Origin of the sequence: Myxococcus sp. AM010 (assembly GCF_013372585.1) — a bacterium.
Classification (GTDB): Bacteria; Myxococcota; Myxococcia; order Myxococcales; family Myxococcaceae; genus Myxococcus; species Myxococcus vastator.
Window position 1 is genome coordinate 15,211 of record NZ_JABXEO010000041.1, and the last position, 25,798, is coordinate 41,008.

Sequence of the window (25,798 nt, forward strand, 5' to 3'; positions counted from 1 at the left end):
CCGCCTGCCCTCCACGGGTCAGGCGGGGCGCCGCGCCGCGCCGCGCCCCCGCCCTACAAACCGAGCTGCTTGGCGATGATTTCGTTCATCACCTCACTGGTGCCACCGCCGATGGGCCCCAGCCGCGCGTCACGCCAGTGGCGCTGGATGTCGTACTCCATCATGTAGCCCGCGCCGCCGTGGAGCTGGAGGCACTCATCCGCCACGCGGCAGCACGTCTCGGTGGCCACCTTCTTCGCCATGGACGTCTGCGCCACTGCCCACTCGCCGGCCACGTGCAGGCGCAGCGCGTGGTAGGTGAGCTGGCGCGCCGACTCCCGCGCGGTGAAGAGCTCCGCCAGCTTGTGGCGCACCACCTGGAACCGGTGGAGCGACTGGCCGAAGGCCCGCCGCGACTTCACGTGCGCCAGCACCGTCTCCAGCATGTCGTCCATGGCCCCCACCGCGCCCAACGCGAGCGACAGGCGCTCCCACTGGAAGTTGCCCATGATCTGCGCGAAGCCCTGCCCCTCCACCCCGAGCAGGTTCTCCGCGGGCACGCGGCAGTCCTCGAAGAACAGCTCCGCGGTGTCCGAGGCGCGCCAGCCGAGCTTGTCCAGCTTGCGCCCCACGGAGAAGCCCGGCGTGCCCTTCTCCACCACCACCATGGACAGGCCCTTGTGACCCGCGGTCGGGTCCGTCTTCACCGCCAGCACCACGAAGTCCGCGCGCACGCCGTTGGTGATGTACGTCTTGGAGCCGTTGAGGACGTAGCTGTCGCCCTCGCGCCGCGCGGTGGTGCGCAGCCCCGCCACGTCCGAGCCGGCATCCGGTTCGGTGATGCCCAGCGCGCCAAGCCTCTCACCCCGGATGGCGGGGGCCAGCCAGCGGCGCTTCTGCGCGTCCGTGCCGAACTGATGGAGGGGCCCCGTGGAGATGGTGAACTGGGCCCCCAGCCCCGCGGACACACCGCCCGAGCCGCAGCGCCCCAGCTCCTCCAGCAGCACCGCCTCGTACAGCTCCCCCGCCGCCGAGCCCCCGTACTCCACCGGGTACTTCAAGCCGAGGAAGCCCAGCTCGCCAAAGCGGGTGAAGAGCGCCTTGGGGAACTCCTCCCGAGCCTCCCACTCCTTCACGAAGGGGAGAATCTCCTTCTCCACCACCGCCCGCACGGTGCGACGAAACGCGTCATGCTCTTCCAGGTACAGCCCGTGGCCGTGAAGCATCTTTCGAGCACCTCGTCCTTTCGGGCGCGCGCACGCACGCGCACCCGGGGTGGAACCTTCTGGTGGCGGCATGGTAGCGGGACGGATGCACAGCAGGCAGCTGTTGCAGCCTTGACCGCGTGGTAGCGGGCTGCGTATAAAGCCGACCCCATCCTCTCGGCGCCATAGCCAAGTGGTAAGGCAAAGGTCTGCAAAACCTTCATTCCCCGGTTCGAATCCGGGTGGCGCCTCAAAGACACAAGGCCCGGTGCGGAAGTCACTCCGCATCGGGCCTTGTCCTTTTCAGGGGCGGAGTGGACGGGTCAGCAGCCCAGCTCCACCGCGCCGATGTCCGGTCCGCCGCCGCAGAACGGAATGCCGATGTCGGCGCCCGAGTCCTGCGCCATGGGCCCCGGCGCGAACGCCGCCCCGAGGTCCGCCGAGCCCAGGCGTGAGGTGGTGTCTCCCGAGGTGGACTGGTAGGCCGTGAGGTCCACGGGCTCGCCGTCCTGCTTGAACTGGGCGCCCGCCGGGAAAAGGTTGTTGCCCATCTTCATCCCCGGGGCCATCGGGCCCAGGTTCACCGCGATGGGGGCTTCCGCGAAGATGTTGTTCCGCACCACGGGGGACTGGGTGGGGCCGCCGGTGCCATGGCCGATGACGAGCGCCGTGGCCGCGCGGGTGACGGTGTTGTTCACCACCGTGGTCCCCCGCGAGTTCTCCAGGCGGATGCCCGTGCCCTCCCCGCCTCCGGCCTCGGTGATGTCGTAGACGCGGTTGCGGCGGATGACGACGCCGGTGGGCATGGCGCCTTCGTGGTTGCCGCCCACCGCGATGCCCTTGGCGCCGTCGTAGATTTCGTTGTCCTCCACCAGCACGTTGCTCGCGGAGTAGTGGATGACGACGACGTCCCCTCGCGCCGTGGAGCTCGGGAGGAAGTGGTGCATCCGGTTGTTGCGGAGCGTCACGCCGTAGCACGTCTTGATGTCCACGGCATTCTCACGGTTGGCGTAGAAGTGGTTGTTCTCCACCAGCAGGTTCTCCGCGGGCGCCAGGTTGCTGAAGCCCTCGGGCCCCAGGCACTGCACGGAGTCACCGGAGTTGTCGTGGATGTCGTTGTTGCGCACGGTGACGTCGCGCGACGTGGGCTGCACCACGACGCCGTGCGAGTCCTCGTTGCCGGTGGTCTTCACGAAGTCGTGGATGTGGTTGTTTTCGATGATGGGCCCGGTGGCGTGGTTGAACGTCGTCACCGCGCCGCCGCCCGTGCCGCCGTGCAGGTCCGAGTTGACGAGCATCGAGCCCGTCACGTCGCCCTCGAAGGTGACGGCGAAGGGCGTCTGGCCCTCCAGGTCGATGTCGAAGCCGTCGATGATCCAATGCGGCTGGCGCACCTGCACCAGCCCGTGCTCGCCGGGGCCCAGGACGATGCGCGGGTTGCCCTCTCCCTGGAGCGTGATTTTCGCGTCGGCCGTGCCCGGCTTCGCGTTGTCACCGATGATGACGCGCTCCGCGTAGGTGCCGGGCAGGACACGGATGAGCTCGCCCGGGCTGGCCAGGCTGATGGCCTTGTTGAGGGTGAGCAACGGCTGCGCGGCGCTGCCGTCCCCGGCGTCGTTGCCAGACGTGCTCACCACCCACTCGCGGGTGTAGACGGGGGCCTCGGCGGCGACGCTCATCGCCGTGGCGTTGACGGCTGGCTGAGGCGAAGGGTCCTCGATGTTGGCGTGGTCCGTGTGGTCCGGCAGCGCGGCCACCGGAGTCCCCGCCACCGCCTGCACGCCGACGGGCGGACGCGTGGTGAAGGTCCGGGTGGGCGTGGGCGACTCCGCCGGCCCAGGCTCGGGCGAGGGCACGGGGCGAGGGGCCGGGGGCTGAGCGGGCACAGGCAGCCCTCCACTGTCGGAGCCCGAGCAGGCCGTCGAGCTCAGCAGGAGCATGCTCGTGGCCAGGAACGTCAGCTTCAGGCAGTTGCCGTGTCGGATTTTCATGAGCAGGGGCAACGCGGGAAGCCCTGTGCGCTATTCATCCCCTCACGCCCCGACACGTACCCGCCAGCCTGCCCGGCGGGGGCACGGCGAACGGTCCGTGACAGCTTGGAGGTGCGACAGTACGGTGGCGCCCCCCGTGCGCCACGCCGTCACACAGCTTCTCGCCGCCGTCCTGCTCTCCGCCTGCGCGGCCTCGAAACCCGCGGCTGACAGTCCCCGTGCATCCGCGACCGGACCGGCCGTCGTGTCATCGTCCGAGGCCACGTCGGGCCCACAGGAGCGCGAAGCGTCCCCGGAAGCACCACCGCGACACAGCCAAGGCCATGAGGCGCCGTCAACGGGCACGGCGCCACCGCCGTTGGAGGACCCGCTGGCCCAGGGGATTCCCACGCCGGGAGACCTCAAGCGCCTGGACTTCCGTGGCGGTGAGCCACGCGTCCCGGTGCGCCTGATGGAGGGCCGGAGCGAGGTCACCTTCTCCCCGCGAGGCCGGATGCGCCTGCGCTTCGGAGGGCCCGACGAGAAGATGCTCGACGCGGCGGCGGGCACGCGCTGGACGGTCCGGGTGACGCAGGGGAGCCCGGCGGTGCTGTCCGCGCGCGTACAGCTGGCCGAGTTCCGCATGGCCGACCGCGCGGGCCTCCAGGCGGCGCTGGAGTCATGGCGCGAGAAGGGGCTCGCGGTCCGGGCCCAGGTGCTGGGCTCCGTCTACGGCATCGCCGGGAAGGTCATCGACAACCGGCGCACCCTGCTGCTGGTGGACGAGGTCCTCACCCCCGAGGCGGCCGGGCGGAAGCAGGCGGAGCTGCTGCGCAGCCACGGCGTGCAGACGACCCTGTTCGAAGAGGTGCGCACGCCCGCCAAGGCCATCCTGGAGGTGCGCGACGAGGCGGGCGTCGTCGTGGGCATGGCCCAGGACCGGCTGGACGCCGAGACGCCCGACGGCGGGGGCTTCGACGTGCGCCAGGTCGAATACGGGGTGGGCTACTCCTTCCACGGCTTCGAGGACCGCACGTTCCGGGGCGCGCTCCAGCTCGTCGTGGACCGTTCGGGCCGGCTGGCGGTGGTGAACGTCGTCCCCTTGGAGGACCTGCTCAAGGGCCTGGTCCCCGCGGAGATCTTCGCCCGGGCCCACTCAGAGGCGCTCAAGGCCCAGGCCGTCACCGCGCGCGGAGAGGTGCTGGCGAAGGTGGGCATCAAGCACCTGGCGGACCCCTACCTCCTGTGCTCGGAGCAGCACTGCGCCGTCTACCGGGGCCGTACCGGTGAGGCCGCGAGCACCACCGCCGCCGTGGAGGCGACCCGGGGCGAAGGCCTCTTCAGCGAGGACGGCCGCCTGGTGGACTCCGTCTACAGCGCCGTCTGCGGCGGACACACCGAGGACAATGACGTGGTGTGGGGCGGGGCTCCGGACCCCAGCTTGCGCGGCCGCCCGGACGTCATCGGCCCCGTGGGCGCCATTCCCCTGCCCGTCAGCCTGGAGCGCTGGCTGACGACCGCCAACCTCCCGGCGGCCTGCCGGCTGTCCAGCTTCGCGCAGCCCAGCAAGTTCCGGTGGGAGAAGCGCTTCACGGCCGAGCAGGTGGACACCCGCCTGAAGCGGCTGGGCGTGGGGCGCGTCCAGGCCCTGGCGTTGACGGACCGGGGCGTCTCCGGCCGCGCGGCCGTGCTGTCGGTGTCCGGAGACCAGGGGGCCACCCAGGTCCGGGGCGAGCTCAACATCCGCCGCCTGTTCGGCATGCTCAACAGCAGCATGGCGGTGGTGGTGGCCGAGCGGGACGCCGAGGGCGAGCTCACCGGCTGGCTTTTCCGTGGCGGGGGCTGGGGGCACGGCGTAGGAATGTGCCAGACGGGCGCCATCGGCCGGGCGGAGGCCGGGCAGCGCTACCAGGACATCCTCCGTCACTACTTCAACGGTGCCGCGGTGGCCCCCATCTATTGAGGTTGGGAGGGGTTATCCTTGAACGCGACGGGACTAGTCCGCCCGTTCGGAGGTTTATCATCCCGCCGTGAGCACGGGTTCTCCAACAAACTGGCGCCGCCGGAAGCGGCAGGGGTCCTCCGCGGGGCGCTTCGCCGCGGCGGTTGCGCTCGCCCTGCTCCTCCATGCCGTCTACGTTGGCACCCTGCTGCTGACGAGCTCGTTCCAGGGCGACGGGAAGGCGCGCAAGCCCGTGACGCGGCCCACCTCCGTGGCCGTGCGCCCGCTCACCGCCGATCAATGGGCGCAGAACCGCGGCAAGGCCTCCCCCCAGACGAAGTCCCAGGCGTCGGAGCGTCCCAAGGCCCAGGACAAGAAGCCGGAGGAGAAGAAGCCCGACGAGCCGCCCAAGGGGCAGGTGGTGGACGTCGCGCCCGGCAACAACGAGGTGGACCCGAACGCGAAGTACCTCGCGGAGAGCAACAACCGCGTGAACAAGGAGACGCGCGCGCGGGAGCAGACGCCCTTCTACCGGAACGCCATGCCCCAGCGGACGGCGCCGCAGAATCAGGAAGGCCAGAACACGGACGCCCAGACGCCGCCGCGAATGGCCGGCAACAACGGCATGGGCGACGACGACCGGCCCGTGTCCCAGGGTGGCCAGAAGCCCGCCTTCGAGATTCCCGACGCCCGCAAGAAGAGCGAGGTGGCGATGAAGACGGACCCGACGTCGCCAGGCCCGGGCGTGGAAGTGAACAACCAGAACGAGAGCGACGAGGTGGTGGGCAACTCCAAGCGCCTCAACATCCAGCCCGGCACCGGCGGCGAGGAAGCCGGCTCCACGGGCCGCGCGGGCGCTCCGGGGCTGGCGTCGCTGACGCCGTCGCGCGCCGTCATGGACAAGGTCCTTGGCGCCGCGCCCAATGACCACCTGCAGGACGCCGAGGAAGGCGACGGCACCCTCCTCAACACGCGCGAGTGGAAGTACGCCAGCTTCTTCAACCGCGTGAAGCAGAGCGTGGGCATGCACTGGAACCCCAACGACCAGCTGCGCCGCAGGGACCCCACCGGTGGCATCTACACGGGGAGAGACAGGTACACGCTGCTGCAAATCACGCTCGACGAGCGCGGCCAGGTGATGGACATCCAGGTGGAGAAGAGCAGCGGGCTCGACTTCCTCGACTTCGAGGCAGTGTCGTCCTTCAAACGCGCGCAGCCCTTCCCCAACCCGCCGCCCGGCCTGCTGTCGGACGACGCCAAGGTGAAGTTCCAGTTCGGCTTCTTCATGGAGATGGGCGGGGGCCCGAAGATGCGGCTGTTCCGCCAGCCCAACTGAGCGCGCACTGAAGTACCGTGCGGCGCGTGGAAGCAACGACGCTCACCGACAGAAACCTCGCGCAGCAGGAGCGGAACCGGAAGGTCCGCCACGTGCTGCTGGGCATCCTCGTGGCCAACTGGGTGGTGGCCAGCGCCAAGCTGCTCTTCGGGATGCTCAGCCAGTCCGCGGCGGTGACGGCGGACGGGCTGCACTCGTTCATCGACGGCGGCTCCAACGTGCTGGGGCTGGTGGCCATGGGCGTGGCGTCACGCCCGGCGGACGAGGACCACCCCTACGGCCACGGCAAGTTCGAGGCGCTCGCGTCGCTGGGCATCGGCGCGATGATTGGCGTGGGCATGCTGGAGCTGGGGCGCATGGCGCTCGACTCGGTGCTCAACGACAAGCACCCGCAGGTGACGGGCACCATGGCGGCCGTCATGGCCTTCACCCTGGTGGTGAACATGGTGGTGACGCGGGTGGAGCGGCACTACGGGCGCAAGTACAAGAGCTCCCTGCTGCTGGCGGACGCGAGCCACACGATGTCCGACGTCTACGTCACCCTGGCGGTGCTCGGCTCCCTGCTGCTCGTGTGGCTGGGTTACCCGCGCGCGGACGGGCTGATTGCGCTGGCGGTGATGGTGTTCGTGGCCTGGGTGGCCTACGGCATCGTCCGGCAGGCGGTGGGCATCCTCTCCGACACGGCGCGCCTGGAGCCGGACGAGGTGAAGCGGCACACGCTGGCCATCCCGGGCGTGCGCTCCTGCCGCGACGTGCGCAGCCGCGGCATGGAGGAGAGCGTCTACGTGGACCTCAAAATCGAGGTGGACCCGCAGCTCACCACCGCGCAGGCCCACGAGGTGGCGGACCGGGTGGAGCGCACGCTGCAAGCCGCCTATCCCCAGGTGGTGGACGTGGTGGTCCACGTGGAGCCGGACCGCGGCGCCATGGCCGCCCCTGTGTGACGACAAAGGCCGCCTCCCCACGGAGGGAGACGGCCTGTGTCACCACTCGATGCGCGGTGCGCGTCAGGCCGTGGCGGGCTTCGGCTCCGGCGTCATGTAGTCCTCGATGGGCGGGCACGCGCAGACCAGCTTCCGGTCACCGAGCACGCTGTTGAGCCGGCCCACGGAGGGCCAGAACTTGTTGTCACGGACCCACGGCGTGGGGAACACGGCCTGCTCCCGCGAGTAGGGACGGTTCCACTCCGGCGCGGCGACGACGCGCGCGGTGTGCGGGGCGTGCTTGAGGACGTTGTTGTCCTTGGGCATGCGGCCCTCCTCGATGTCCCGAATCTCCTGACGGATGGCGATCATCGCGTCGCAGAAGCGGTCCATTTCGGCCTTGGACTCGCTCTCCGTCGGCTCAATCATGAGCGTGCCCGCCACCGGGAAGGACACGGTGGGCGCGTGGAAGCCGTAGTCCATGAGCCGCTTGGCCACGTCCTCCACCTCCACGCCGGCCGTCTTCTTGAGCGGGCGCAGGTCGACGATGCACTCGTGCGCCACCTTGCCGCGCTTGCCCCGGTACAGCACCGGGTAGTGCGCGTTGAGCCGCTCGGCCACGTAGTTGGCGTTGAGGATGGCCAGCTTGGTGGCCTGGGTGAGGCCCTCCCCGCCCATCATAGCGATGTACATCCACGAGATGAGCAGGATGCTCGCGCTGCCCCACGGCGCCGCGGAGATGGCGCCAATGGCCTCCGAGCCTCCCGTGTGGATGACGGGGTGCCCCGGCAGGAACTTCACCAGGTGGCTGGCCACGCAGATGGGGCCCATGCCCGGGCCGCCGCCGCCGTGCGGGATGCAGAACGTCTTGTGCAGGTTGATGTGGCACACGTCCGCGCCAATCAGTCCCGGCGCCGTGAGGCCCACCTGCGCGTTGAGGTTGGCGCCGTCCATGTACACCTGGCCGCCGCGCTCGTGGATGATGGCGCAGATTTCGCGAATCTCCTCCTCGAACACGCCGTGGGTGGACGGGTACGTCACCATCAGCGCGGCCAGCGCGTCCTTGTGCGCCTCCGCCTTGGCGCGCAGGTCATCCAGGTCGATGTTGCCGTTCTCATCGCACTTGGTGACGACGACCTTGTAGCCCGCCATGACCGCCGAGGCGGGGTTGGTGCCGTGCGCGGAGGACGGAATCAGGCACACGTTCCGGTGCCCCTGGCCGCGGCTCTGGTGGTACGCGCGGATGACGAGCAGGCCCGCGTACTCCCCCTGGCTGCCGGCGTTGGGCTGGAGCGAGCACCCCGCGAAGCCCGTCACCTGCGTCAGCATCTGCTCCAACTGCTCGAAGATGACCTTGTAGCCGGCCGCCTGCGAGGTGGGCGCGAACGGGTGCAGCCGCCCGAACTGGGGCCACGTCACCGGAATCATCTCCGCGGTGGCGTTGAGCTTCATGGTGCAGCTGCCCAGCGGAATCATCGAGTGCGTGAGGGACAGGTCCTTCGCCTCGAGCCGCCGGATGTAGCGCAGCATCTCCGTCTCGGAGTGGTAGCTGTTGAAGACGGGGTGCGTGAGGTACGCGCTGGAGCGGCGCAGCGCCTGCGACACGGCGCTCTCCACGCCGTCACCCACCAGGTCCGCCAGCACCGGCGCGGAGGACTTGCCGGTGCCGGTGGCGAAGGCCGCCAGGATGTCCTCCACGTCCGCGGGCCGCGTCGTCTCGTCCAGGGACACGCCCAGCGTCTTCTCGTCGATGCGGCGGAAGTTCATCCGCGCCGCCTCGGCGGCCCCCAGCACCGCGCGCACGTGCGCGGCCGTCAGCTCCACGCGCAGCGTGTCGAAGTACTGCTCGTGCTTCAGCTTGAGGCCCAGCTTCGCCAGCCCGCGCGCCAAGAGCACCGTGAGGCCATGTACGCGCTCGGCGATGGCCTTCAGCCCGGAGGGGCCGTGGTAGACGGCGTACATGCTGGCGATGACGGCCAGCAGCACCTGCGCGGTGCAGATGTTGCTCGTCGCCTTCTCTCGGCGGATGTGCTGCTCGCGCGTCTGGAGCGCCATGCGCAGCGCGCGGCGGCCCTGCGCGTCCTCGGACACGCCGATGATGCGGCCGGGCATGACGCGCGTGTACGCGCTCTTCGTGGCGAAGTAGCCCGCGTGCGGACCGCCATAGCCCATGGGCACGCCGAAGCGCTGGGCGCTGCCCGCCGCCACGTCCGCGCCGAACTCCCCCGGCGGCGTCAGCAGCGTGAGGCTGAGCAGGTCCGCGGCCACCACGAACAGGCCGCCCGCGGCGTGCACCTGCTCGCCGAAGGCCCGGTAGTCAAACACCGCGCCGTCCGTGGCCGGGTACTGCACCAGCGCGCCCACGAACTTCTTCGAGCCCAGGTCCACCGTGCGGTGGTCACCCACCACCACCTCCACGCCCAGCGGCTGGGCGCGGGTGCGCACGATGTCCACCGTCTGCGGGTGGCAGGCGTCGGACACGAAGAAGGCCGCGCCGGACTCCTCGCCCTTGAGGTGCACGGCCAGGGCCATGGCCTCAGCGGCGGCGGTGCCTTCATCCAGCAGCGAGGCGTTGGCCACCTCCAGGCCCGTCAGGTCCATGACCAACGTCTGGAAGTTGAGCAGCGCCTCCAGGCGGCCCTGTGAAATCTCCGCCTGGTAGGGCGTGTACTGGGTGTACCAGCCGGGGTTCTGGAAGACGTTGCGGAGGATGACGTTCGGCGTGTGCGTGTCGTGGTAGCCCATGCCGATGAAGGACCGGAACACCTGGTTCTTCGCGGCGATGGACTCCAGGGCCGCCAGCAGCTCGTGCTCGCCGCGCGCGGTCGCGAGCTTCAGCGGCGCCTTGGCGCGGATGACGGGCGGGACGGCCTGGTCGATGAAGGCATCGAGCGAGTCCACGCCCAGCGCGGACAACAGCTGCTTCAGCTCGGTCTCATCCGGGCCGTTGTGACGGCCGGCAAACGGCTCCTGATACTTCCAGTTCAAGGACATGGCTTTGGGGCTCGCGGGCGAGTCGTGCGTCGAGAAGTCGAGGACCGTCCCTAACAGCCAGTCCCCGTCCCTTCACTCTCAGCTGTTCTGGAGCAGGGCGGTGTACGCGGCGGCGTCCAGGAGTCCGTCCACCTGCTTGGGGTCCGAGGGTTCGATCTCCACGATCCAGCCGGCACCATAGGGGTCGGTGTTCACGGCGGAGGGGTTGTCCGACAGGCCGTCGTTCACCTTCACCACCTTGCCCGTCAGCGGCGAGTACAGCTCCGACACCGCCTTGGTGGACTCAATGACGCCGAACTGCTTGCCCTCCGTCACCGTGGCGCCCACCTTGGGCAGCTCCACGTAGACCACGTCGCCCAGGGACTCCTGCGCGTGCTGCGTGACGCCCACCACCACCGAGGTGCCCTGGACGCGGGCCCACTCGTGCTCACGGGTGTACTTCAGGTCGCCGGGGATGTTGTCGGCCATGTCGTTGCTCCTGTCTGGAACGAGGATGCTTCAGGGCTTCTTGTGGAACGGAGTCTTCACCACCACGGCGGGCACCGCGCGGCCGCGGATGTCCACGTCGAAGGTGGAGCCCTCCGCGGACAGCGCGGTGGGCACGTAGCCGATGCCAATGGCCTTCTTCACGGTGGGGCCCAGGGTGCCGCTGGTCACCTCACCCACCGGCGCGCCGTCCTTGAGGATGGCGTAGCCGTGGCGCGGGATGCCGCTGCCGGTCAGCTCGAAGCCCACCAGCTTGCGCTTCACGCCCGCGGCCTTCTGCGCCACCAGCGCCTCCTTGCCGATGAAGGCCGCCTTGTCCAGCTTGACGATCCACCCCAGCCCGGCCTCCAGCGCGGTGTGCTGGTCGTCGATGTCGTTGCCGTAGAGCGCGTACTTCATCTCCGTGCGGAGGCTGTCACGGGCGCCCAGGCCGCACGGCTTCACGCCGTCCCGCTGGCCTTCGGTGAGCAGCGCGTCCCACAGCACCACCGCGTCGCCGGCCGCGCTGTACAGCTCGAAGCCGTCCTCGCCGGTGTAGCCGGTGCGGGAGATGAGGCACTTCACGCCGGCGACCTCGCCCTCGGTGAAGCGGTAGGTGCCGAGCTTCGACAGGTCCGTCTTCGTCAGGCGCTGGACCAGGCCGGCGGCCTTGGGCCCCTGCACGGCAATCTGCGCGTAGTCGTCGCTCCGGTCCACCGGCGCCACGCCCCTGGCGTGCGTCTTCATCCACGCGAAGTCCTTCTCGCGGTTGCTGGAGTTGACGCAGATGAGGATGCGCTCGGGGCTGAAGCGGTAGGCGACGACGTCGTCCACGAAGGTGCCCCGCTCGTCGAGCAGGCCCGCGTAGACCGCCTGCCCGTCCGCGATGCGGGCCAGGTCGTTGGAGATGAGCGCGTTGACCGTCTCCAGGGCGCCGGGGCCGGTGAACTCCACCTCGCCCATGTGGGAGACGTCGAACAGGCCAACGCCGGTGCGCACGGCCTCATGCTCGCCGATGACGGAGCTGTACTGGACGGGCATGTCCCAACCAGCGAAGTCGACCATCCGGGCCCCCAGCTTGCGGTGAGCCTCGTTGAGGGGCGTGTGCCGGGCCATCTTCTTCTCCTGGAGGGGTGTGGAAAACGGCGCGGACTATAGCCGCGAGACTTGCCCGATCAAGGACGACGCGGAGCGTCTACACTGGAGGCAACATGAAGATTCGTAATCGGTTGAATCCCTCCGACCCGTGCTTCTCCTTCGAGTTCTTCCCGCCCCGGACGGACGAGGGCGAGAAGAACCTGCTCAAGGCGCTGGAAGACCTGGCGACCCTGCAGCCGGGGTTCGTCTCCGTGACGGAAGGCGCGGGCGGCAGCACCCGGACCAAGACGGTGGACCTGGTGCTGCGCATCAAGCAGGAGACGGGCATCGAGGCGATGGCGCACCTGACGTGCGGGGGCCACTCCCCGGCGGAGCTGCGCACCGTGCTGGAGCGGCTGTCGGCCGCGAAGGTGGACAACGTCCTGGTGCTGCGCGGAGACCCGCCCAAGGGCCAGACACGCTTCGAGCCCGTGTCCGGGGGTTTCCGCTACGCGTCGGAGATGGTGCGATTCATCCGAGAAGAGGATTTCAACTTCTGCCTCGGGGGAGCGTGCTATCCGGAGGGCCACGTGGAGACGCCCTCCCGTGACGACGACCTGCGTCATCTCAAGGCCAAGGTGGATGCCGGCCTGGACTTCGTGGTGACGCAGCTCTTCTTCGACAACGCGTTCTACTTCGACTTCGTGGAGCGGGCGCGCCGCGCGGGCATCAACGTCCCCATCGTCCCCGGCATCATGCCCATCACCAACTACGAGCAGATCCAACGATTCACGCGCCTGTGCGGAGCCACCGTGCCCATGCGCCTGGCGTTGCAGCTCGAAAGGGTGAAGGACAACCCGGAGGCCATGGCCCAGCTCGGCGTGGCGCATGCGACGGTGCAGTGCATGGAGCTGCTGTCGCGCGGCGTGCCTGGCATCCACTTCTACACGCTCAACAAGTCCCCGGCGACGCGGATGATCGTGAGCGCACTGCGAGCCCGTTCATGAGTGGTCCTGGAATCCACCTGCCCAAAGACGACCCGCGCCACAAGGTCCTCAACATCATCCGCCCGCCCGCCTTCTTCCTGCTGTGCGTGGGCGTGCTGAACGTCATCTACAACATCGCCGGGTTCGTGCTGGCGGCGCTGAAGGTGACCTCCCCCTTCGTCCCCGCGGGGGCGGAGGCGTCCACGCTGGAGCTGTCGCCCACGCTGGCGCTCATGCTGCTCGTGGGCATCCTCTGCGGGGTGCTGTCCGCCTGGGGCGCCATCTGCGCGCTCAACCTGAAGGGCTACGGCCTGGCCACGGTGGGCGGCATCACCGCGCTCTACATCCTGTCTCCCGGCTGCGTCATTGGCGTCCCCGTGGCCGTGTGGATGCTCTTCACCCTGCGCCGCGACGGGGTGCGCGAAGCCTTCCAGGCCTGAGCGTTCAAAACGCGGCGGTTGGAGCGTCGGCCCACCGCCGTGAATTGCTGTTCAGGCCACACCGCCCGCGGCCACGCCTCCTGGCGCCTGGAGCCTGGCGCTCCCTCTGACGCGGCCCTCGCTCTGTTCACCCATGGCGCTCCCCCCTGCCCCGGGGTCGTAGCCGTGCGGGCTTTCACCCTTTCTCGATTTCCCTCACTTTCAGAGCCACACGAGGAGGGGCGCGGACGTCCAGCGTCACCTCCCAGCGCGGGGGGTGGCCATGATTGCGTTTGGGGTCGAGCGGGGAACGCCTGAACCTTTGACGGAGCTGGCTCGGCGGCTGAGCCGCGCCGAGGACAAGGACCGCGCCCGGGGGATGTTCTTCCTGGGGGCGCTGGACGTGGTCCGGCAGGAGGCGGGAGAGGCGGCCGCGGCGCGGTGCCTGGCGGCCTCGCGCGAGCGCGCCTTCGTGCCCTTCTTCCTGTACCCCATCACCAGCTTCCTGCGGCTGTCCTTCAGCGCCGCGGGGCTGCTGGCGCCGCGGCTGGGCGGCTTCGAGGCGGCCATGCGGACCATTGGCGCCCGGTCCGCCCAGGACTTCCTGAGCACCGTGGTGGGGCGCAGCTTCCTGGCGTTGTCCGGGGGCTGCCCGCGCCGGCTCGTCAGCAACCTGCCGTCCGGCTACAGCACCGCCGTCAGCTACGGCGAGCGGGATGTGGAGTGGATGGGCGAGCGCCAGGGCCGCCTCAACATGTTCCGCGACTTCATGCCACACAGCTACCACGAGGGCGTGCTGCGCGCGGCGCTGGCCGCCGTTGGCGCCCGCGGCACGCACATTCACGGGCGCGCCACGGGACTTCTGGACAGCGAGTACGAGGTGTCCTGGAGCTAGAGGGCGACTTCGGCGGCCTGGCAACCCGCCGGGAGGCAGAGCGTGAAGACGCTGCCCTCCCCATCCCGGCTCTCCACGCGCAGGGTGCCGCCGTGCTGCCGCACCGCGCTGGCGACCACCGACAGGCCCAGGCCCGTGCCCGCGGGCTTCGTCGTGAAGAGCGGCTCGAAGATGCGCTCCTGCATCGCCTCCGAAATGCCCATGCCATTGTCGGACACGCGGATGATGAAGGCGCTTCCATTGCCGCCCTCCGCGAACACGTCCACCCGGCCCGGACGGCCCTCGGGCATGGCCTCCACAGCGTTCTGCACCAGGTTGATGAGCACCTTGCGCAGCAGCTCGCGGTCCACCCAGGGCGGCGCCAGCGAAGGGGGGACGCTGTTCTGGATGCGCACACCTTCGCGGGCCGGCACCACGTCCAGCACCTCCTCCATCAACGCGTGCAGCGAGCAGGGCCGCAGCTCCAGCGGACGCTCGCGAGCGAAGTCCAGCAGCTCGGAGGAGATGCGGGAGCACACCGCCAGCTCACGCTCGATGATTTCCAGGAAGCGCTGGAGCCGCTGGTCCGCCAGCGTCACGTCCAGCTTGCGCAGGTGACGGACGACCACGGCGTTGGCGGTGCGGGCCGCGGCCAGCGGGTTGCGCAGCTCGTGGCTCACCGTCGCCGTCATCCGCCCCACCGCCGCCAGCTTCTCCACCCGCGCGGCCTGCTCGCGGTAGGAGCTCAGCTCCCGGCGCACGCGCGCCAGCGCATGCTCATGGTCCACGCGCTCGTTCGCGTACGCGCCTTCCAGCAACACCTGCTGCACCGCCACGCGCCGCATCTCCCCCAGCGTCTCGCGGCACGCAATCACCAGCACCCCGTTGACGAACACCATCCAGAAGGCGTGCTCCAGGAAGCGCCACCACGCCGGATTCGACACGCCGAAGATGGACTCCGGCCACCAGATGCCGCGCAGGCAGTGCTCCAGCACCGCCGTGACGGTGGCGGTCGCCATCACCGCCGGGTCCCGGTAGAAGGCCAGGAAGGCCAGCGAGCCGAACACGTAGAAGTGCGTTTCGATGCGGCCCCCCGTCAGGTGGATGAAGAGCGCGGCCCAGAGCATCTGCGCCACCGCCACCACGTGCCGCGTGGCGACGTCCCCGGGCCGCAGCCGCACCAGCACCAGCGGGAAGGCGGACAGCAGGCCGCCCAACACCCCCGCCACGTGCAGATGGGGATGCACCACCCGCGACGTCCCCTGCCAGGCGAAGGGCGACAGCACCGCCGCCACCGCGATGGCGACCAGCCACTGCCCCACCATCAGCACGGCGAAGCGCGAGTCCACCCGCCGTCGCACGGCCTCCAGGTGCTCGCCGAGCAGTGCCTCCACCCGCACCTCCAGCGCGTCGACCCCACGTGCGAGCACCCTGCTGCCGGAGGCCTCCGTGGACACGGGAGCCTCCGTTCGCACGTCCTCCCCGCGTGTATGGCCGAATCGCCCCCGAAGCACAGGTGCGCCCACTTCCTGGTCAATCATTGCGTGACTCACCCCGGCCATACCGGCCCCCCCGGATGAGTCGCCATCCTAACCCCTGACACCCTCCTGGCAATCCAAACTTGTCGGAATAAGCAGACTGTTCCGACAGAAACATGCAACTCGCCCTCGGGGCTCGTTGATGACGGTGTGAAACACACCGTCACCCGCTCGTTCCATCAACAGGGATTGAACAAGCGTTGAACAGGCTCTGGAGCAGGGGCTGCAACAGCTCGCCCCCGCGCAATGCCTCACGCCAGCGCGCGGGGATGCCCTCCACGCCGTGGAGGAGCCCGGCGATGCCTCCCGCCACCGCGGCGGTGGTGTCGGTGTCCCGGCCCAGGCGGACCGCGGCCTTCACCACCTGCTCGTAGGTGTCGTGCTCGGTCACACACTGGCGCGCGGAGCGGAGGCAATCCACCACGTAGCCCGTGCCCGTGCCGCGCAGCGACTCCCAGCCCGGAGGCAGGACGCGCGTGTCCAGCTCCGTGCGGGCTTCAGCGCCTTCGGGATACAGCTCGCGGAGCGTCTCCACGGCGCCCGTCCAGGCGTCCGAAGCACCCGCGCCCTGCAGGATGCGACGGGCCCACAGGCAATACAGCGCGCAGCACACCTGGGAGCGCGGGTGGCCATGCGTGACGCGCGACTGGGTCATCGCGTCCGCCGCCAGCTCCGCGTCACTGCCGGAGTGCCAGAGCGCCAAGGGCAGCACGCGCATCAACGCGCCATTGCCGTTGTCCTGTTCGCCCTTGGGGCCGGCCATCAGCGCGGGCGTCCCGGCGTGGACCGAGGCCAGGGCCGTGCGCGTCTGGATGCCCACGTCGAACACCTGGCCGTCCACCGCGAGGTAGCCCCACTCCAGCCAGTTCACCAGACGGCGGCCCAGGTCCTCCGGGTCCAACCGTCCATGGAAGAGCAACGAGTCCAGCAGGCACAGCGCATGCGCGCCATCGTCGGACCAGGTCCCCGGCGCAACCCCGTCATGCGCGCGCTGGAAGCCCTCGGGCGGCTGGAAGTCGATGTCCTCGGGCGGTGGAATCCGCGCGGGCGCGTGGAACTCGTAGGGCACGCCCAGCGCATCCCCCACCAGCAGTCCGTAGATTCCCCCGGCAAGCTGCTCCTCGCGACTCGGCATGGTGTTGCCTCCCCAACGGTGTCGTGGCTGTCGCAACAAAATTGCGCCTCCAGGACTCGCCATGCAGGCTGCCACGCGAACCGGGCCATGCCGAGCCCCCCGTCCAGGAGCCCCGATGTCCGCCGTATCGCCCCTTGCCCAACCCGAGGCCTGGAACCTGGTGGCGCCCGAGTACGTGCGCGAGCTGATGCCCGCCTTCGAGACGTTCTCCCGGGATGCCCTGCTCCGGGCCGGCGTGGCGCGAGGGACGCGTGTCGTGGACGTCGCCACGGGGCCGGGAACGCTCGCGCTGCTCGCCGCGCGCGACGGCGCCCACGTCACGGCGGTGGACTTCTCCCCGGAGATGATTTCCGCCCTGCGCGCCCGGGCCGCGGAGGCGAAGCTCGACATCGACATCCAGGAGGGTGACGGCATGGCGCTGCCGTTCGAGGCGAGCGCGTTCGACGCCGCCTTCTCCATGTTCGGCCTGATGTTCTTCCCGGACCGGGCGCGCGGCTTCCAGGAGCTTCACCGGGTGCTCAAGCCGGGCGGCCGGGCCGTCGTGTCCAGTTGGACGCCCTTTGAACGCTCGAAGGAGCTGCGCGCCGTGTACACCCGCCTCTGGGAGCAGTCTGGCGCGAAGCCGTCACAGCCGGGCGCCATCCCCCTGTCCGACCCCGACACCTGTCAGCGGGAGATGTCCAGCGCGGGCTTCACCCACGTCACGGTGCACGAAGTGGAAGGCCACATCGACTACCCGTCCACGGCCGCCATGGTGGACGCCACCACCCGCTCCAGCGCGCCCGTCGTGCTGGCGCGCAGGGCGCTGGGCGCGCAGTGGGACTCGCTGCTCTGGTCCATGCACGAGCACGCGCAGGCGGAGCTGGGACCAGGACCCCAGCGCGTCACCCTCACGGCCTACGTGACGACAGGCGCTCGGCCGTAGCGCACGGCCGCGTCGAGCGTGTTGCGCATCAGCATGGCGATGGTCATGGGCCCCACGCCACCGGGCACGGGGGTGATGAACGACGCGCGCTCGGCGGCGGCCGCGAACTCCACGTCGCCCACCAGCTTGCCGTCCGGCGTGCGGTTCATCCCGACGTCAATGACCACCGCGCCGGGCTTGAGCCATGCGCCCTTGACCAGCTCGGCCACGCCCACCGCCACCACCAGGAGGTCCGCGCCCTCCACTTCACGGCGCAGGTCGCTCTTGCTGTGGCAGAGGGTCACCGTGGCGTTCTTCTGGACCAGCATCAGCGCCATGGGCTTGCCCACGATGTTGCTGCGGCCCACCACCACGGCCCGCTTGCCCGCGGGGTCGCAGCCAATCTCCTCCAGCAGCCGCATCACCCCATAGGGCGTGCAGGCCCGGGTGGTGGGCCGGCCCAGGAGCAGGTTGCCCGCGTTGAGCGGGTGGAAGCCGTCCACGTCCTTCTCCGGCTTCACCGCGGAGATGATGACGTCCGGGTCAATGTGCCTGGGCAGTGGCAGTTGCACCAGGATGCCGTGCACCGCCGCGTCGTCGTTGAGCCGGTGGATGACCTCCAGCAGCGCCTCCTGGGTGATGCGCTCGTCCGGGTGGAGCTCCCAGGACTGGATGCCCACCTCCCCGGCGACCTTCTTCTTCCGGCTGACATACACCTTGGAGGCGGGGTCCTCCCCCACGCGCACCACGGCCAGCCCTGGCGTCAGGCCGTGCTCCTGCTTGAGCCGGTCGACCTCCGCCTTGACCTCGGCTCGCACGCGCGCCGCGACTGCATTGCCATCAATCAACTGGGCGTTCACGCGGGCCACTCTATGCGAAACTCCCCCGCCGGAAAGGGAGCGGAACCTCGGCCATGGGCGCAGGAACAGTGCTGGGAGCAATGCTGGGGTTGATGGCGGGCCTGCTCGTGGGCAGCCCCTGGGCCATCGTCCTGCTGCTCATCGCAGGCGGCTTCGCGGGGCGCTACTACGACGCCCAGCATGCCCTGCCGCCCGAGGACCCGGAGGCCCTGTCCGACTTCGCCCACGCGCCCTACGCCCTCACCCACGACGCCACGTCGGAGGCGGCGCTCGCGCCTCGCGAGGAGGAGCCCTACGAGCAGCTCGCCAGTGACTTGTGCGCCGTGTTCGTCGAGGTGGCCCACGCGGATGGCGAGGTCCGCCGCGACGAGGTGCGCGTGGTGCGGCGCTACTTCCAGACGACGCTGGGCTACGGCCCCGAGGCCCTGGAGCTGGTCCGGCGCCACCTCAAGGTCTTCCTGGCCCACCCGCCCGACCTGGACGCGGCCGTCAGCGCCTGCCATGCCCAGCTCCCCTCGGCCGAGCGGCACCGGCTGCTGGACACGCTCTACGAGCTGGCGCTGGCCGACGGCGGCATGCAGCGCTCCGAACGGGAAGTCCTCCGCCGCGTCGCCGAGGGCCTGGGCATCTCCGAGGCGGACGAGCAGGCCATCATCGCCCTGCACCTGGGCGCCGGAGATGAGCACTATGCCGCGCTGGGCCTGACGCCGGACGCCACGGATATCGAGGTGAAGCGCGCCTTCCGGCAGCTCGCCGCGGAGTACCACCCCGACAAGTCCGCCCACCTCGGACGGCAGGCCGCCGAGCAGGCCGCCCGTCGCTTCCAGCACGTCCGCGACGCCTATGAAGAGATTCGACGCCTGCGCGGGCTGTAGCGCCGGATTACATCCCCCACAGTCGCCCACGACGAGGACGCACCTCCCGCCATGAGTCAGCAGCGCAACGGCCCCAAGAAGAAGGAAGCGGCTTTCAGCAACAACCCCTTCAAGTCCGCCATCCAGGTGATGAAGGACCAGGAGAAGAAGGAGGCGCAGGAGCAGGCCGCGGCGGAGGTCGCGAAGCGCAAGGTCGCGGCGCCCCCGCCCCGGGCCACGAAGGCCCCCAAGGTCCGCGAGGAGGACGACGCCTCCCTCTTCTACTCCGCCATGGACGGCGTGCAGCAGCTCACCCACCGGGGCGAGGCGCCCGCGCCCAACCCGCGCCTGCCGGAACTCATCGACGAGAACGCGGAGGCGCTCGCGCAGCTCTCCGAGCTGGTCGCCGGCCAGGGCGACTTTGACTTCACCGGCACGGACGAGTCCATTGAAGGCGCGGGCCCCGGCATTGACCGGAACCTGCTGCGCGCGCTGCGCCGGGGCGACTTCGCCATCCAGGGGCAGCTGGACCTGCACGGGAAGACGCAGGCCGAGGCGCGCGACGCGCTGGAGCGTTTCCTGGGTGACAGCCGCCGCGCGAAGAGGCGCTGCGTGCTCGTGGTGCACGGGCGCGGTTTGAACTCCAAGGACCAGATTCCCGTGCTGAAGGAGCGACTCAAGGGGTGGCTGTCCGAGAAGCGGATTGGCCGGATGGTGCTGGCGTTCGCCACCGCACGTCCTCAGGACGGAGGCACCGGCGCGGTGTACGTGCTGCTCCGGCGGTAGTCTTTACGCGCGCCCGGCACTGTGCATACATGCCGCCATGGCACGCGATCTGATCGACCTGCATATCCACGTGGGTGGCGCTGTGGCGCCCCACATCCTCTGGTCCATCGCCCACCAGCAGGGCTTCAAGCTCCCGGTGAAGAACTACTTCGACTTCGTGGAGCTCATCACCTCCCGTCCGGGCAAGGTGGGGAGCCTGGACGACTACCTGAAGATCCTCCACACCTGGACGGAGAAGATCCAGTCGTCCCCCAGCGCGATTGAGCGCTCTGTCTACGAGGTCATCGGCAAGGAGTACCGCGGCAGCCGCGTGACGCAGATGGAGCTGCGCTTCAACCCGATGAAGCGCAACCTGAACTCCGAGCTGGACCTGGACCACATCATCCACGCCGCGCTGCGCGGCATGGACCGCGCGGTGCTGGAGTACGGCGTGAAGATGGGGCTCATCTTCTGCCTGGCCCGCGAGTTCGACCACCGGCTCAACAGCATCATCGTGGACAAGGCCATCAAGTACCGCACGCGCGGCGTGTACGGCATCGACCTGGCCGGCACGGAGACGAACGCCATGGAGCTGAGGCCGGAGGTCGTCACCCAGTACGAGGACCTCTTCTCGCGCGCCCGCCGCGCCGGGCTCAAGTGCACGGTGCACACCGGCGAGACGCGCGGCACGGGCTCCGAGGGCGTCATGTCCGTGGTGGAGAAGCTCCAGCCGCACCGCATCGGCCACGGCATCCGCGCCGCCTACGACGAGCACGCGATGAAGGTGCTGCGCGAGCGCGACATCGTCCTGGAGCTGTGCCCCACGTCCAACCTGCACACCAAGGCCGTGGAGGGCGTGGAGGAGCTGCGCCACATCGTCCGCACCTTCTGGGACCGCAAGGTGAAGTTCACCATCAACACCGACGGCCCCTACCTCCTGGAGACGGACATGCGGCGGGAGATCGACATCATCGAACAGAACGGCATCCTCACGCCCGAGCAGGTCGACCAGACGCTCGCCTGGGCCCGTGAGGCCTCGTTCATCCCCGCTTGAGCCACGCCATGTACGGACTCACCCGCTCGCTCCTCTTCCAGCTCTCCGCGGAGCGCGCGCACCGGCTCGGCATGGCGGGGCTCCGCTACCTGGGCCGCTCACGGGACTTGTGTGAGTCCCTGCGTGAGAAGGCCCTGGAGGGCGCCCCGCCCGGCCTGGCCGTGGAAGTGGCTGGCCTGCGCTTCGCCCACCCCGTGGCGCTGGCCGCCGGCCTGGACAAGGACGCGGAGGCGGTGGACGGCCTCTTCGCCTGCGGCTTCTCCTCGGTGGAGATTGGCACCCTCACGCCCCGGCCGCAGCCCGGCAACCCCAGCCCCCGCCTGTTCCGCCTGCCGGAGCACCGCGCGGTCATCAACCGCATGGGCTTCAACAACCACGGCGCCGACCGGGCCGCCGCGCGCCTGCGGATGCAGATCTGGCGCCCGGGCCCGCTGGGGGTGAACATCGGCAAGAACAAGGACACGCCGTTGGAGCGGGCGGTGGACGACTACGTGGCCTGTGTGGACGCGCTGGCGCCCCTGGGTGACTACGTGGTGGTCAACGCCTCGTCCCCCAACACGCCGGGCCTGCGCAAGCTCCAGGAGCCCGAGCAGCTGGGACAGCTCCTGGGCGCCGTACAGGAGCGCCTGGCCACCGTGGCGCCGGGCAAGCCGCTGTTCCTCAAGATTGCCCCGGACCTGTCCCCCGAGGCCGTGGACGAGGTCGTGGATGTCGCGCGGGCCCAGAAGCTCGCCGGCCTCATCGCCACCAACACCACCGTGGCCCGGCCCTTCGAGCATCCCCTGGCGAAGGAAGCGGGCGGCCTGTCCGGCGCACCTGTCCGCGAGCCGGCCAACGCCGTCATCCGCCGCGCCTGGCTGCGCGGCGGAGGCGCGCTGCCCATCATCGGCGTGGGCGGCGTCTTCACCGCGCAGGACGTCTACGAGAAGCTGCGCGCGGGCGCGTCGGTGGTGCAGGTGTACACGGGCTTCATCTACGAGGGCCCGGGCATGGTGGGACACATCCTCCCCGCCCTGGCCACCCTGCTCGCCCGCGACGGCTACAAGCAGGTCCGCGACGTCATCGGCGCCGAGCACCGGGAGCCCGGCACAGTCAGCTGACGCACCGCATCAATTCGCGGACAAAAAATGAGCGCTCGCCGGCGCCTTGGAGTTTCACCGGCGAGCGCCCCGGGCCCAGTGCTTGACGGGCCTCGAAAGCTATGGCTGCACGGTGAGCGAACCGCCGACCGTGCTGACCTCCACCGCATGGGCTCCCGAGCCATACGTCTGCTCGCGACTGCCCAACCGCGCGGGACTGTCGTTGAAACGACCACCGACAGTATTGAATTCCAATCTCACATCCGCCTGGGCCGGCAGCTTCAGCCGGACATCCCCGCCCACCGTGGACACAGAAGTAGTCACGACCTTCCGCGGTGCCAATGCCACGGTGCCGTTCACCGTGCTGACGTCCAACCGCTCCTCCGAGCCGTCCACTTCCACACGGCCATTGACTGTCGCCAGCGACTGCCGCCCCGTCACGCCCGCCACCGTCACCGGACCGCCCACCGTCGCCACGTCCAAACGCGCCCGCCGTGGCACCTTCGCCGTGAACCTCACCGCGGGCCCGCTCCGACGACAGGACCGCGTCTCTTGTTCACACGGACCGCAACAAACCCGCGCCCGGATGACGCCCTTTTCTTGGACGACTTCCACGTCCACTTCGTTCCGGGAACTATTCGAGCCTTCCCTAACAACCGTGATTACCACGTCATTCCCGTCTACCGCATCTACGCGCACCGCGCCATCAACATTGCCGATATGAACTTCAGGCGTGCCGTCCGTATGGAACGTCCACGTCTGGGTGGACGGCGCGGCGGCGAGGATGAGCAGCAAGGGCAGGACCATGTGCGGGCTCCGAGAGAGGTGTGATGCCCCCCTCCCTACGCCCCGGCCCCGCCCTCATTGCGCCCGGTGGAGACTCAGTATCCACACCGCTCTGACATGCCCTCAGGCGTCCGCGCCCCGGGCAATCCGCTGATACAGCGCGTCATGGCGCCGGACCATCTTCTCCAGGGAGAGCTCGCGCGCCACGAAGGCCCGCGCCGCCTGCCCCATGCCTCTCGCCTTCTCGGGATTCGCGAGAAGCTGACGGAAGGCCTGGGCGAGCTGTGCGGGGCGCTCGGGGTCCACCACGAGGCCGCGTTCGCCGTCGCGGACCAGGTCGGTGTTGCCGCCCACGCGCGTCACCACCATGGGGAGCCCCGCGGCCATGCCCTCCATCACCGCGTTGGACATGCCCTCCGCGGTGGAGCAGAGGACGCCGAAGGTCGCCCGGGCGTAGATGGCGGGCACGTCCGTGCGGTGCCGCAGGAAGTGCACGGAATCGGACACGCCCAGCTCACCGGCCAGCTTCTCCAGGCCCGGCCGGCGCGGACCATCTCCCACCAGGAAGGCGTGCAGCGTGATGCCGGTGTGGCGCAGCTGCGCCAGCGCGAGCAGCAGGTCCTCCTGCCGCTTCACCGGGTGATTCATGTTGGCCACGTGGACCACCACCGGCGCGTCCCCTGTGTCGGGGAGCGGGCCGCGCAGCCCTTCGCGCCTGCGGGACTCGAAGCGCGGCAAGTCCAGGCCATTGTGGATGACGGTCACGCGCGAGGCCGGCAGGCCCTCCTCGGTGATGAGCTGGTGGCGGATGGCCTCCGCGTTGCCAATCACATGGTCCGCCATGCGACACAGCTGTGACTGCACCGCGCGGCGCGCCCGCCCCTGCCAGTGCGCCAGGTCCAACCGGCCCACGATGACCTTCGTGCCCGCGAGCTTCGCCGCCGGCACGGCCACCATCGTGGAGTAGAAGTCATGCACGTGCACCAGCTCCACGCGGTTCGCCTTGAGCCAGCGCGCCATGCGGTACACCTGATACGCCGTGTTCGGCTGCACCACGGAGCCCTTGAGCGGGAAGGCCGCCGGCGCGTGGCCCAGCTTCCACACCGCGCCAATCAGCGGCCCCGAATCATCCAGCACGGACACCTGCAGCCGGTAGCTGGCCGGCAGTCCCCGCAGCAGCTCCAGCACCTGCACCTCTGTCCCCCCAATGTGGAAGGACCGGGTGAACTGAACCAGGCGGAGGGGCTCCTGCCCCATCCGCGCCTCCTCACGCCGCATGTCCGGACCCCTCCCACGTCGCCACCACCGGCCCCTGCGAAGCCGGAACCCGTTGCATGTCCGCCGCCTCGGACGCGCGCGCCACCCGGTGCGCCGCCGCCGCCAGCCCGAAGAGCACGTAGCAGTGCGCGGACAGGATGTAGCCGGAGAACAAGTCACACACGAGGTAGCCCACCACCGACGCGGACAAGGCCCGCGCCAGCCACCCCACCTCCTTGTCCCGCGACGCCTGGAAGGCGCCGCCCGCGGCGCCGCCCGCGAACACCATGAAGAACAGCAAGCCCACCCAGCCCAGCTCGCCGATGACGTCCAGGAAGATGTTGTGGGCCACGTAGGCCCGGCGCGCCTCGGGGGGCGCGTACAGGGGCCACGCGTAGCGGAAGCCGCCCGCGCCCACGCCCAGCAGCGGCTTGTCCAGGCTGATGCGGCTGGCCACCTGCCACGCGTAGACGCGGCCCATGGCGGACGCGTCCTCGTGGAACTCGGCCACCGTCTCGTTGCGCTGCCAGAAGCTCTGCGGCGCGAAGATGAGCAGGCCCACCACGAAGAGCGAGCCCACGACAATGGCTTGGATGCGGCGCTTCTCTCGGAAGGCCCACAGCGCCATGGCCGCGGACAGGCCAATGAAGCCGCCGCGCGAGTGCGAGACGACGATGGCCGCCACCGCGAGGACGGCCGCCGCCAGACACGCCAGACGCCACAGCCAGCCGCTGCCCTTGCGCGCCACGAAGGCCACCGCCAGCGGCACCACCAGCGCCAGGTTCATGGCCATGTGGTTCGGGTCCGCGTAGACGCCCACCCAGCGCGCGCGGAAGCCCTCCACCAGGTCCTCGCCCACCAGGTACCAGTTGATGGCGCCCACGGACGTCACCACCGACGCCAGCACCAGGGCCCCGCACACCACCGCCAGCCGGCGGCCCGTGGTGATGACGTTGACGAAGGTGATGTAGATGGCCGTCAGCTTCAACAGCTCGATGCCCGTGGTGGTCGTCACCTCCGGATTCACGGACCAGCCAACGGACGCCACCGCCAGCGTGGAGAAGGCGATCAGCGCCAGACCGCGCGAGCCGTCCACATACAGTGGCTCCGCCCGCCCCAGCCGGCGCATCACCATGAGTCCCGCCGCCACCCCCGACGTCACCAACGCGAGGCGCAGCGGCGCGAGCGCGGGAATCCACTCACCCGGCGCCGCGTACATGACCGCCGCGAAGGCGGTCAGCGCATAGAAGGCCCACACGTCACGGCGCTGCCCCTGCTCTCCCAGCACCATTCACTCCACCTCCCGGCAGTTGCGTCGCGCACCAATACGCGTGCCTGGGCGAAAGCAGAGGACATGCCAGGGGCCCTGTCGGGCAAAGCCCTGAATCTTCTAGGA

The 25,798-nt window shown here is 69.7% G+C and carries 22 protein-coding genes and 1 tRNA gene; 12 read left to right on the forward strand and 11 right to left on the reverse strand.

All coding sequences use genetic code 11. The features are described 5' to 3' along the window. Positions 1-53: 53 nt before the first annotated feature. Positions 54-1,205, reverse strand: a complete 1,152-nt coding sequence (locus tag HV826_RS19510) for an acyl-CoA dehydrogenase family protein (protein WP_176418540.1) — start codon at positions 1,203-1,205, stop codon at positions 54-56. Between the two features lie 158 nt (positions 1,206-1,363). Here HV826_RS19510 and HV826_RS19515 point away from each other — a divergent pair. After that, positions 1,364-1,435 (forward strand) — tRNA-Cys (locus tag HV826_RS19515). 72 nt (positions 1,436-1,507) lie between these two features. On the opposite strand, the gene HV826_RS19520 is transcribed toward HV826_RS19515, so the two are convergent. Then, positions 1,508-3,175: a nitrous oxide reductase family maturation protein NosD gene (locus HV826_RS19520; protein WP_407938412.1), complete on the reverse strand. Its 1,668-nt coding sequence runs from the start codon at positions 3,173-3,175 to the stop codon at positions 1,508-1,510. Between the two features lie 97 nt (positions 3,176-3,272). Here HV826_RS19520 and HV826_RS19525 point away from each other — a divergent pair, with 97 nt between their 5' ends. The 3 genes from HV826_RS19525 (at position 3,273) to HV826_RS19535 (ending at position 7,376) form a co-directional block, all read left to right on the forward strand. Continuing rightward, the gene (locus tag HV826_RS19525) at positions 3,273-5,117 is read left to right on the forward strand and encodes a SpoIID/LytB domain-containing protein (RefSeq protein ID WP_176418542.1); all 1,845 of its coding nucleotides are present in this window, start codon (positions 3,273-3,275) and stop codon (positions 5,115-5,117) included. Positions 5,118-5,184: 67 nt separating this feature from the next. After that, complete coding sequence (locus HV826_RS19530; protein ID WP_176418543.1) at positions 5,185-6,432, forward strand: energy transducer TonB; 1,248 nt, start codon at positions 5,185-5,187, stop codon at positions 6,430-6,432. A 26-nt stretch (positions 6,433-6,458) separates the two neighbouring features. Continuing rightward, positions 6,459-7,376, forward strand: coding sequence for a cation diffusion facilitator family transporter (locus tag HV826_RS19535; RefSeq protein ID WP_176418544.1), 918 nt, complete (start codon positions 6,459-6,461; stop codon positions 7,374-7,376). Positions 7,377-7,439: 63 nt separating this feature from the next. Here the strand turns inward: HV826_RS19535 and gcvP are convergent, their stop codons facing one another. The 3 genes from gcvP to gcvT all read right to left on the reverse strand — a co-directional run bounded on the left by gcvP (position 7,440) and on the right by gcvT (position 11,930). Then, the gene (gene gcvP / locus HV826_RS19540) at positions 7,440-10,349 is read right to left on the reverse strand and encodes an aminomethyl-transferring glycine dehydrogenase (protein ID WP_176418545.1); all 2,910 of its coding nucleotides are present in this window, start codon (positions 10,347-10,349) and stop codon (positions 7,440-7,442) included. 78 nt (positions 10,350-10,427) lie between these two features. Next, positions 10,428-10,817, reverse strand: coding sequence for a glycine cleavage system protein GcvH (gene gcvH / locus HV826_RS19545; protein WP_163782097.1), 390 nt, complete (start codon positions 10,815-10,817; stop codon positions 10,428-10,430). Positions 10,818-10,847: 30 nt separating this feature from the next. Beyond that, positions 10,848-11,930 carry a glycine cleavage system aminomethyltransferase GcvT gene (gcvT, locus tag HV826_RS19550; protein ID WP_176418546.1) on the reverse strand — a complete coding sequence of 361 codons (1,083 nt, stop codon included), beginning with the start codon at positions 11,928-11,930 and terminating at the stop codon, positions 10,848-10,850. A gap of 95 nt (positions 11,931-12,025) precedes the next feature. Here gcvT and metF point away from each other — a divergent pair, with 95 nt between their 5' ends. From metF to HV826_RS19565, 3 genes are all read left to right on the forward strand, one after another. Next, positions 12,026-12,898 carry a methylenetetrahydrofolate reductase [NAD(P)H] gene (metF, locus tag HV826_RS19555; protein ID WP_176418547.1) on the forward strand — a complete coding sequence of 291 codons (873 nt, stop codon included), beginning with the start codon at positions 12,026-12,028 and terminating at the stop codon, positions 12,896-12,898. Next, complete coding sequence (locus HV826_RS19560) at positions 12,895-13,317, forward strand: hypothetical protein (protein WP_163782103.1); 423 nt, start codon at positions 12,895-12,897, stop codon at positions 13,315-13,317. Before metF ends, HV826_RS19560 begins: the two co-directional genes overlap by 4 nt. A gap of 262 nt (positions 13,318-13,579) precedes the next feature. Then, positions 13,580-14,191 (forward strand): DUF2378 family protein, encoded by a 612-nt coding sequence (locus HV826_RS19565; protein ID WP_176418548.1) that lies wholly within the window; start codon positions 13,580-13,582, stop codon positions 14,189-14,191. On the opposite strand, the gene HV826_RS19570 is transcribed toward HV826_RS19565, so the two are convergent. Then, on the reverse strand, positions 14,188-15,711 hold the full coding sequence (locus HV826_RS19570; protein WP_176418549.1) for a sensor histidine kinase: 1,524 nt from the start codon (positions 15,709-15,711) through the stop codon (positions 14,188-14,190). The genes HV826_RS19565 and HV826_RS19570 overlap by 4 nt on opposite strands. Positions 15,712-15,871: 160 nt before the next feature. After that, complete coding sequence (locus HV826_RS19575; protein WP_176418550.1) at positions 15,872-16,843, reverse strand: ADP-ribosylglycohydrolase family protein; 972 nt, start codon at positions 16,841-16,843, stop codon at positions 15,872-15,874. 115 nt (positions 16,844-16,958) lie between these two features. Here HV826_RS19575 and HV826_RS19580 point away from each other — a divergent pair, with 115 nt between their 5' ends. Continuing rightward, complete coding sequence (locus tag HV826_RS19580) at positions 16,959-17,768, forward strand: class I SAM-dependent methyltransferase (protein ID WP_176418551.1); 810 nt, start codon at positions 16,959-16,961, stop codon at positions 17,766-17,768. Here the strand turns inward: HV826_RS19580 and folD are convergent. Further along, on the reverse strand, positions 17,741-18,607 hold the full coding sequence (gene folD, locus HV826_RS19585) for a bifunctional methylenetetrahydrofolate dehydrogenase/methenyltetrahydrofolate cyclohydrolase FolD (RefSeq protein ID WP_176418582.1): 867 nt from the start codon (positions 18,605-18,607) through the stop codon (positions 17,741-17,743). The genes HV826_RS19580 and folD overlap by 28 nt on opposite strands. Before the next feature lie 53 nt (positions 18,608-18,660). Between folD and HV826_RS19590 the strand changes: the two genes are divergently transcribed. The 4 genes from HV826_RS19590 to HV826_RS19605 are packed head-to-tail and all read left to right on the forward strand — an operon-like array spanning position 18,661 to position 22,380. Next, on the forward strand, positions 18,661-19,482 hold the full coding sequence (locus HV826_RS19590; RefSeq protein ID WP_176418552.1) for a TerB family tellurite resistance protein: 822 nt from the start codon (positions 18,661-18,663) through the stop codon (positions 19,480-19,482). A 51-nt stretch (positions 19,483-19,533) separates the two neighbouring features. Further along, a complete protein-coding gene (locus tag HV826_RS19595; RefSeq protein ID WP_176418553.1) occupies positions 19,534-20,247 on the forward strand; it encodes a Smr/MutS family protein in 714 nt (237 codons plus the stop codon). Positions 20,248-20,284: 37 nt separating this feature from the next. Next, on the forward strand, positions 20,285-21,280 hold the full coding sequence (locus tag HV826_RS19600) for an adenosine deaminase (protein ID WP_176418554.1): 996 nt from the start codon (positions 20,285-20,287) through the stop codon (positions 21,278-21,280). 8 nt (positions 21,281-21,288) lie between these two features. Continuing rightward, on the forward strand, positions 21,289-22,380 hold the full coding sequence (locus tag HV826_RS19605; protein ID WP_176418555.1) for a quinone-dependent dihydroorotate dehydrogenase: 1,092 nt from the start codon (positions 21,289-21,291) through the stop codon (positions 22,378-22,380). A gap of 99 nt (positions 22,381-22,479) precedes the next feature. Here the strand turns inward: HV826_RS19605 and HV826_RS37290 are convergent, their stop codons facing one another. The 3 genes from HV826_RS37290 to exoJ form a co-directional block, all read right to left on the reverse strand. Continuing rightward, complete coding sequence (locus HV826_RS37290) at positions 22,480-23,166, reverse strand: DUF4097 family beta strand repeat-containing protein (RefSeq protein ID WP_255217299.1); 687 nt, start codon at positions 23,164-23,166, stop codon at positions 22,480-22,482. A gap of 102 nt (positions 23,167-23,268) precedes the next feature. Continuing rightward, on the reverse strand, positions 23,269-24,423 hold the full coding sequence (gene exoK, locus HV826_RS19615) for a spore coat polysaccharide biosynthesis glycosyltransferase ExoK (RefSeq protein WP_176418556.1): 1,155 nt from the start codon (positions 24,421-24,423) through the stop codon (positions 23,269-23,271). Next, positions 24,413-25,693: a spore coat polysaccharide polymerase ExoJ gene (gene exoJ, locus HV826_RS19620; protein WP_176418557.1), complete on the reverse strand. Its 1,281-nt coding sequence runs from the start codon at positions 25,691-25,693 to the stop codon at positions 24,413-24,415. Before exoJ ends, exoK begins: the two co-directional genes overlap by 11 nt. Between the last annotated feature and the right edge of the window lie 105 nt (positions 25,694-25,798).

Bases quoted from the DNA above. Each gene is read 5' to 3' on its own strand.
- HV826_RS19510 (WP_176418540.1), bottom strand. From the start codon at position 1,205: ATGCTTCACGGCCACGGGCTGTACCTGGAAGAGCATGACGCGTTTCGT.
- HV826_RS19520 (WP_407938412.1), bottom strand. From the start codon at position 3,175: ATGAAAATCCGACACGGCAACTGCCTGAAGCTGACGTTCCTGGCCACG.
- gcvP (WP_176418545.1), bottom strand. From the start codon at position 10,349: ATGTCCTTGAACTGGAAGTATCAGGAGCCGTTTGCCGGCCGTCACAAC.
- gcvH (WP_163782097.1), bottom strand. From the start codon at position 10,817: ATGGCCGACAACATCCCCGGCGACCTGAAGTACACCCGTGAGCACGAG.
- gcvT (WP_176418546.1), bottom strand. From the start codon at position 11,930: ATGGCCCGGCACACGCCCCTCAACGAGGCTCACCGCAAGCTGGGGGCC.
- metF (WP_176418547.1), top strand. From the start codon at position 12,026: ATGAAGATTCGTAATCGGTTGAATCCCTCCGACCCGTGCTTCTCCTTC.
- HV826_RS19560 (WP_163782103.1), top strand. From the start codon at position 12,895: ATGAGTGGTCCTGGAATCCACCTGCCCAAAGACGACCCGCGCCACAAG.
- HV826_RS19565 (WP_176418548.1), top strand. From the start codon at position 13,580: ATGATTGCGTTTGGGGTCGAGCGGGGAACGCCTGAACCTTTGACGGAG.
- HV826_RS19570 (WP_176418549.1), bottom strand. From the start codon at position 15,711: ATGATTGACCAGGAAGTGGGCGCACCTGTGCTTCGGGGGCGATTCGGC.
- HV826_RS19575 (WP_176418550.1), bottom strand. From the start codon at position 16,843: ATGCCGAGTCGCGAGGAGCAGCTTGCCGGGGGAATCTACGGACTGCTG.
- HV826_RS19580 (WP_176418551.1), top strand. From the start codon at position 16,959: ATGTCCGCCGTATCGCCCCTTGCCCAACCCGAGGCCTGGAACCTGGTG.
- HV826_RS19590 (WP_176418552.1), top strand. From the start codon at position 18,661: ATGGGCGCAGGAACAGTGCTGGGAGCAATGCTGGGGTTGATGGCGGGC.
- HV826_RS19595 (WP_176418553.1), top strand. From the start codon at position 19,534: ATGAGTCAGCAGCGCAACGGCCCCAAGAAGAAGGAAGCGGCTTTCAGC.
- HV826_RS19600 (WP_176418554.1), top strand. From the start codon at position 20,285: ATGGCACGCGATCTGATCGACCTGCATATCCACGTGGGTGGCGCTGTG.
- HV826_RS19605 (WP_176418555.1), top strand. From the start codon at position 21,289: ATGTACGGACTCACCCGCTCGCTCCTCTTCCAGCTCTCCGCGGAGCGC.
- HV826_RS37290 (WP_255217299.1), bottom strand. From the start codon at position 23,166: ATGGTCCTGCCCTTGCTGCTCATCCTCGCCGCCGCGCCGTCCACCCAG.
- exoK (WP_176418556.1), bottom strand. From the start codon at position 24,423: ATGCGGCGTGAGGAGGCGCGGATGGGGCAGGAGCCCCTCCGCCTGGTT.
- exoJ (WP_176418557.1), bottom strand. From the start codon at position 25,693: ATGGTGCTGGGAGAGCAGGGGCAGCGCCGTGACGTGTGGGCCTTCTAT.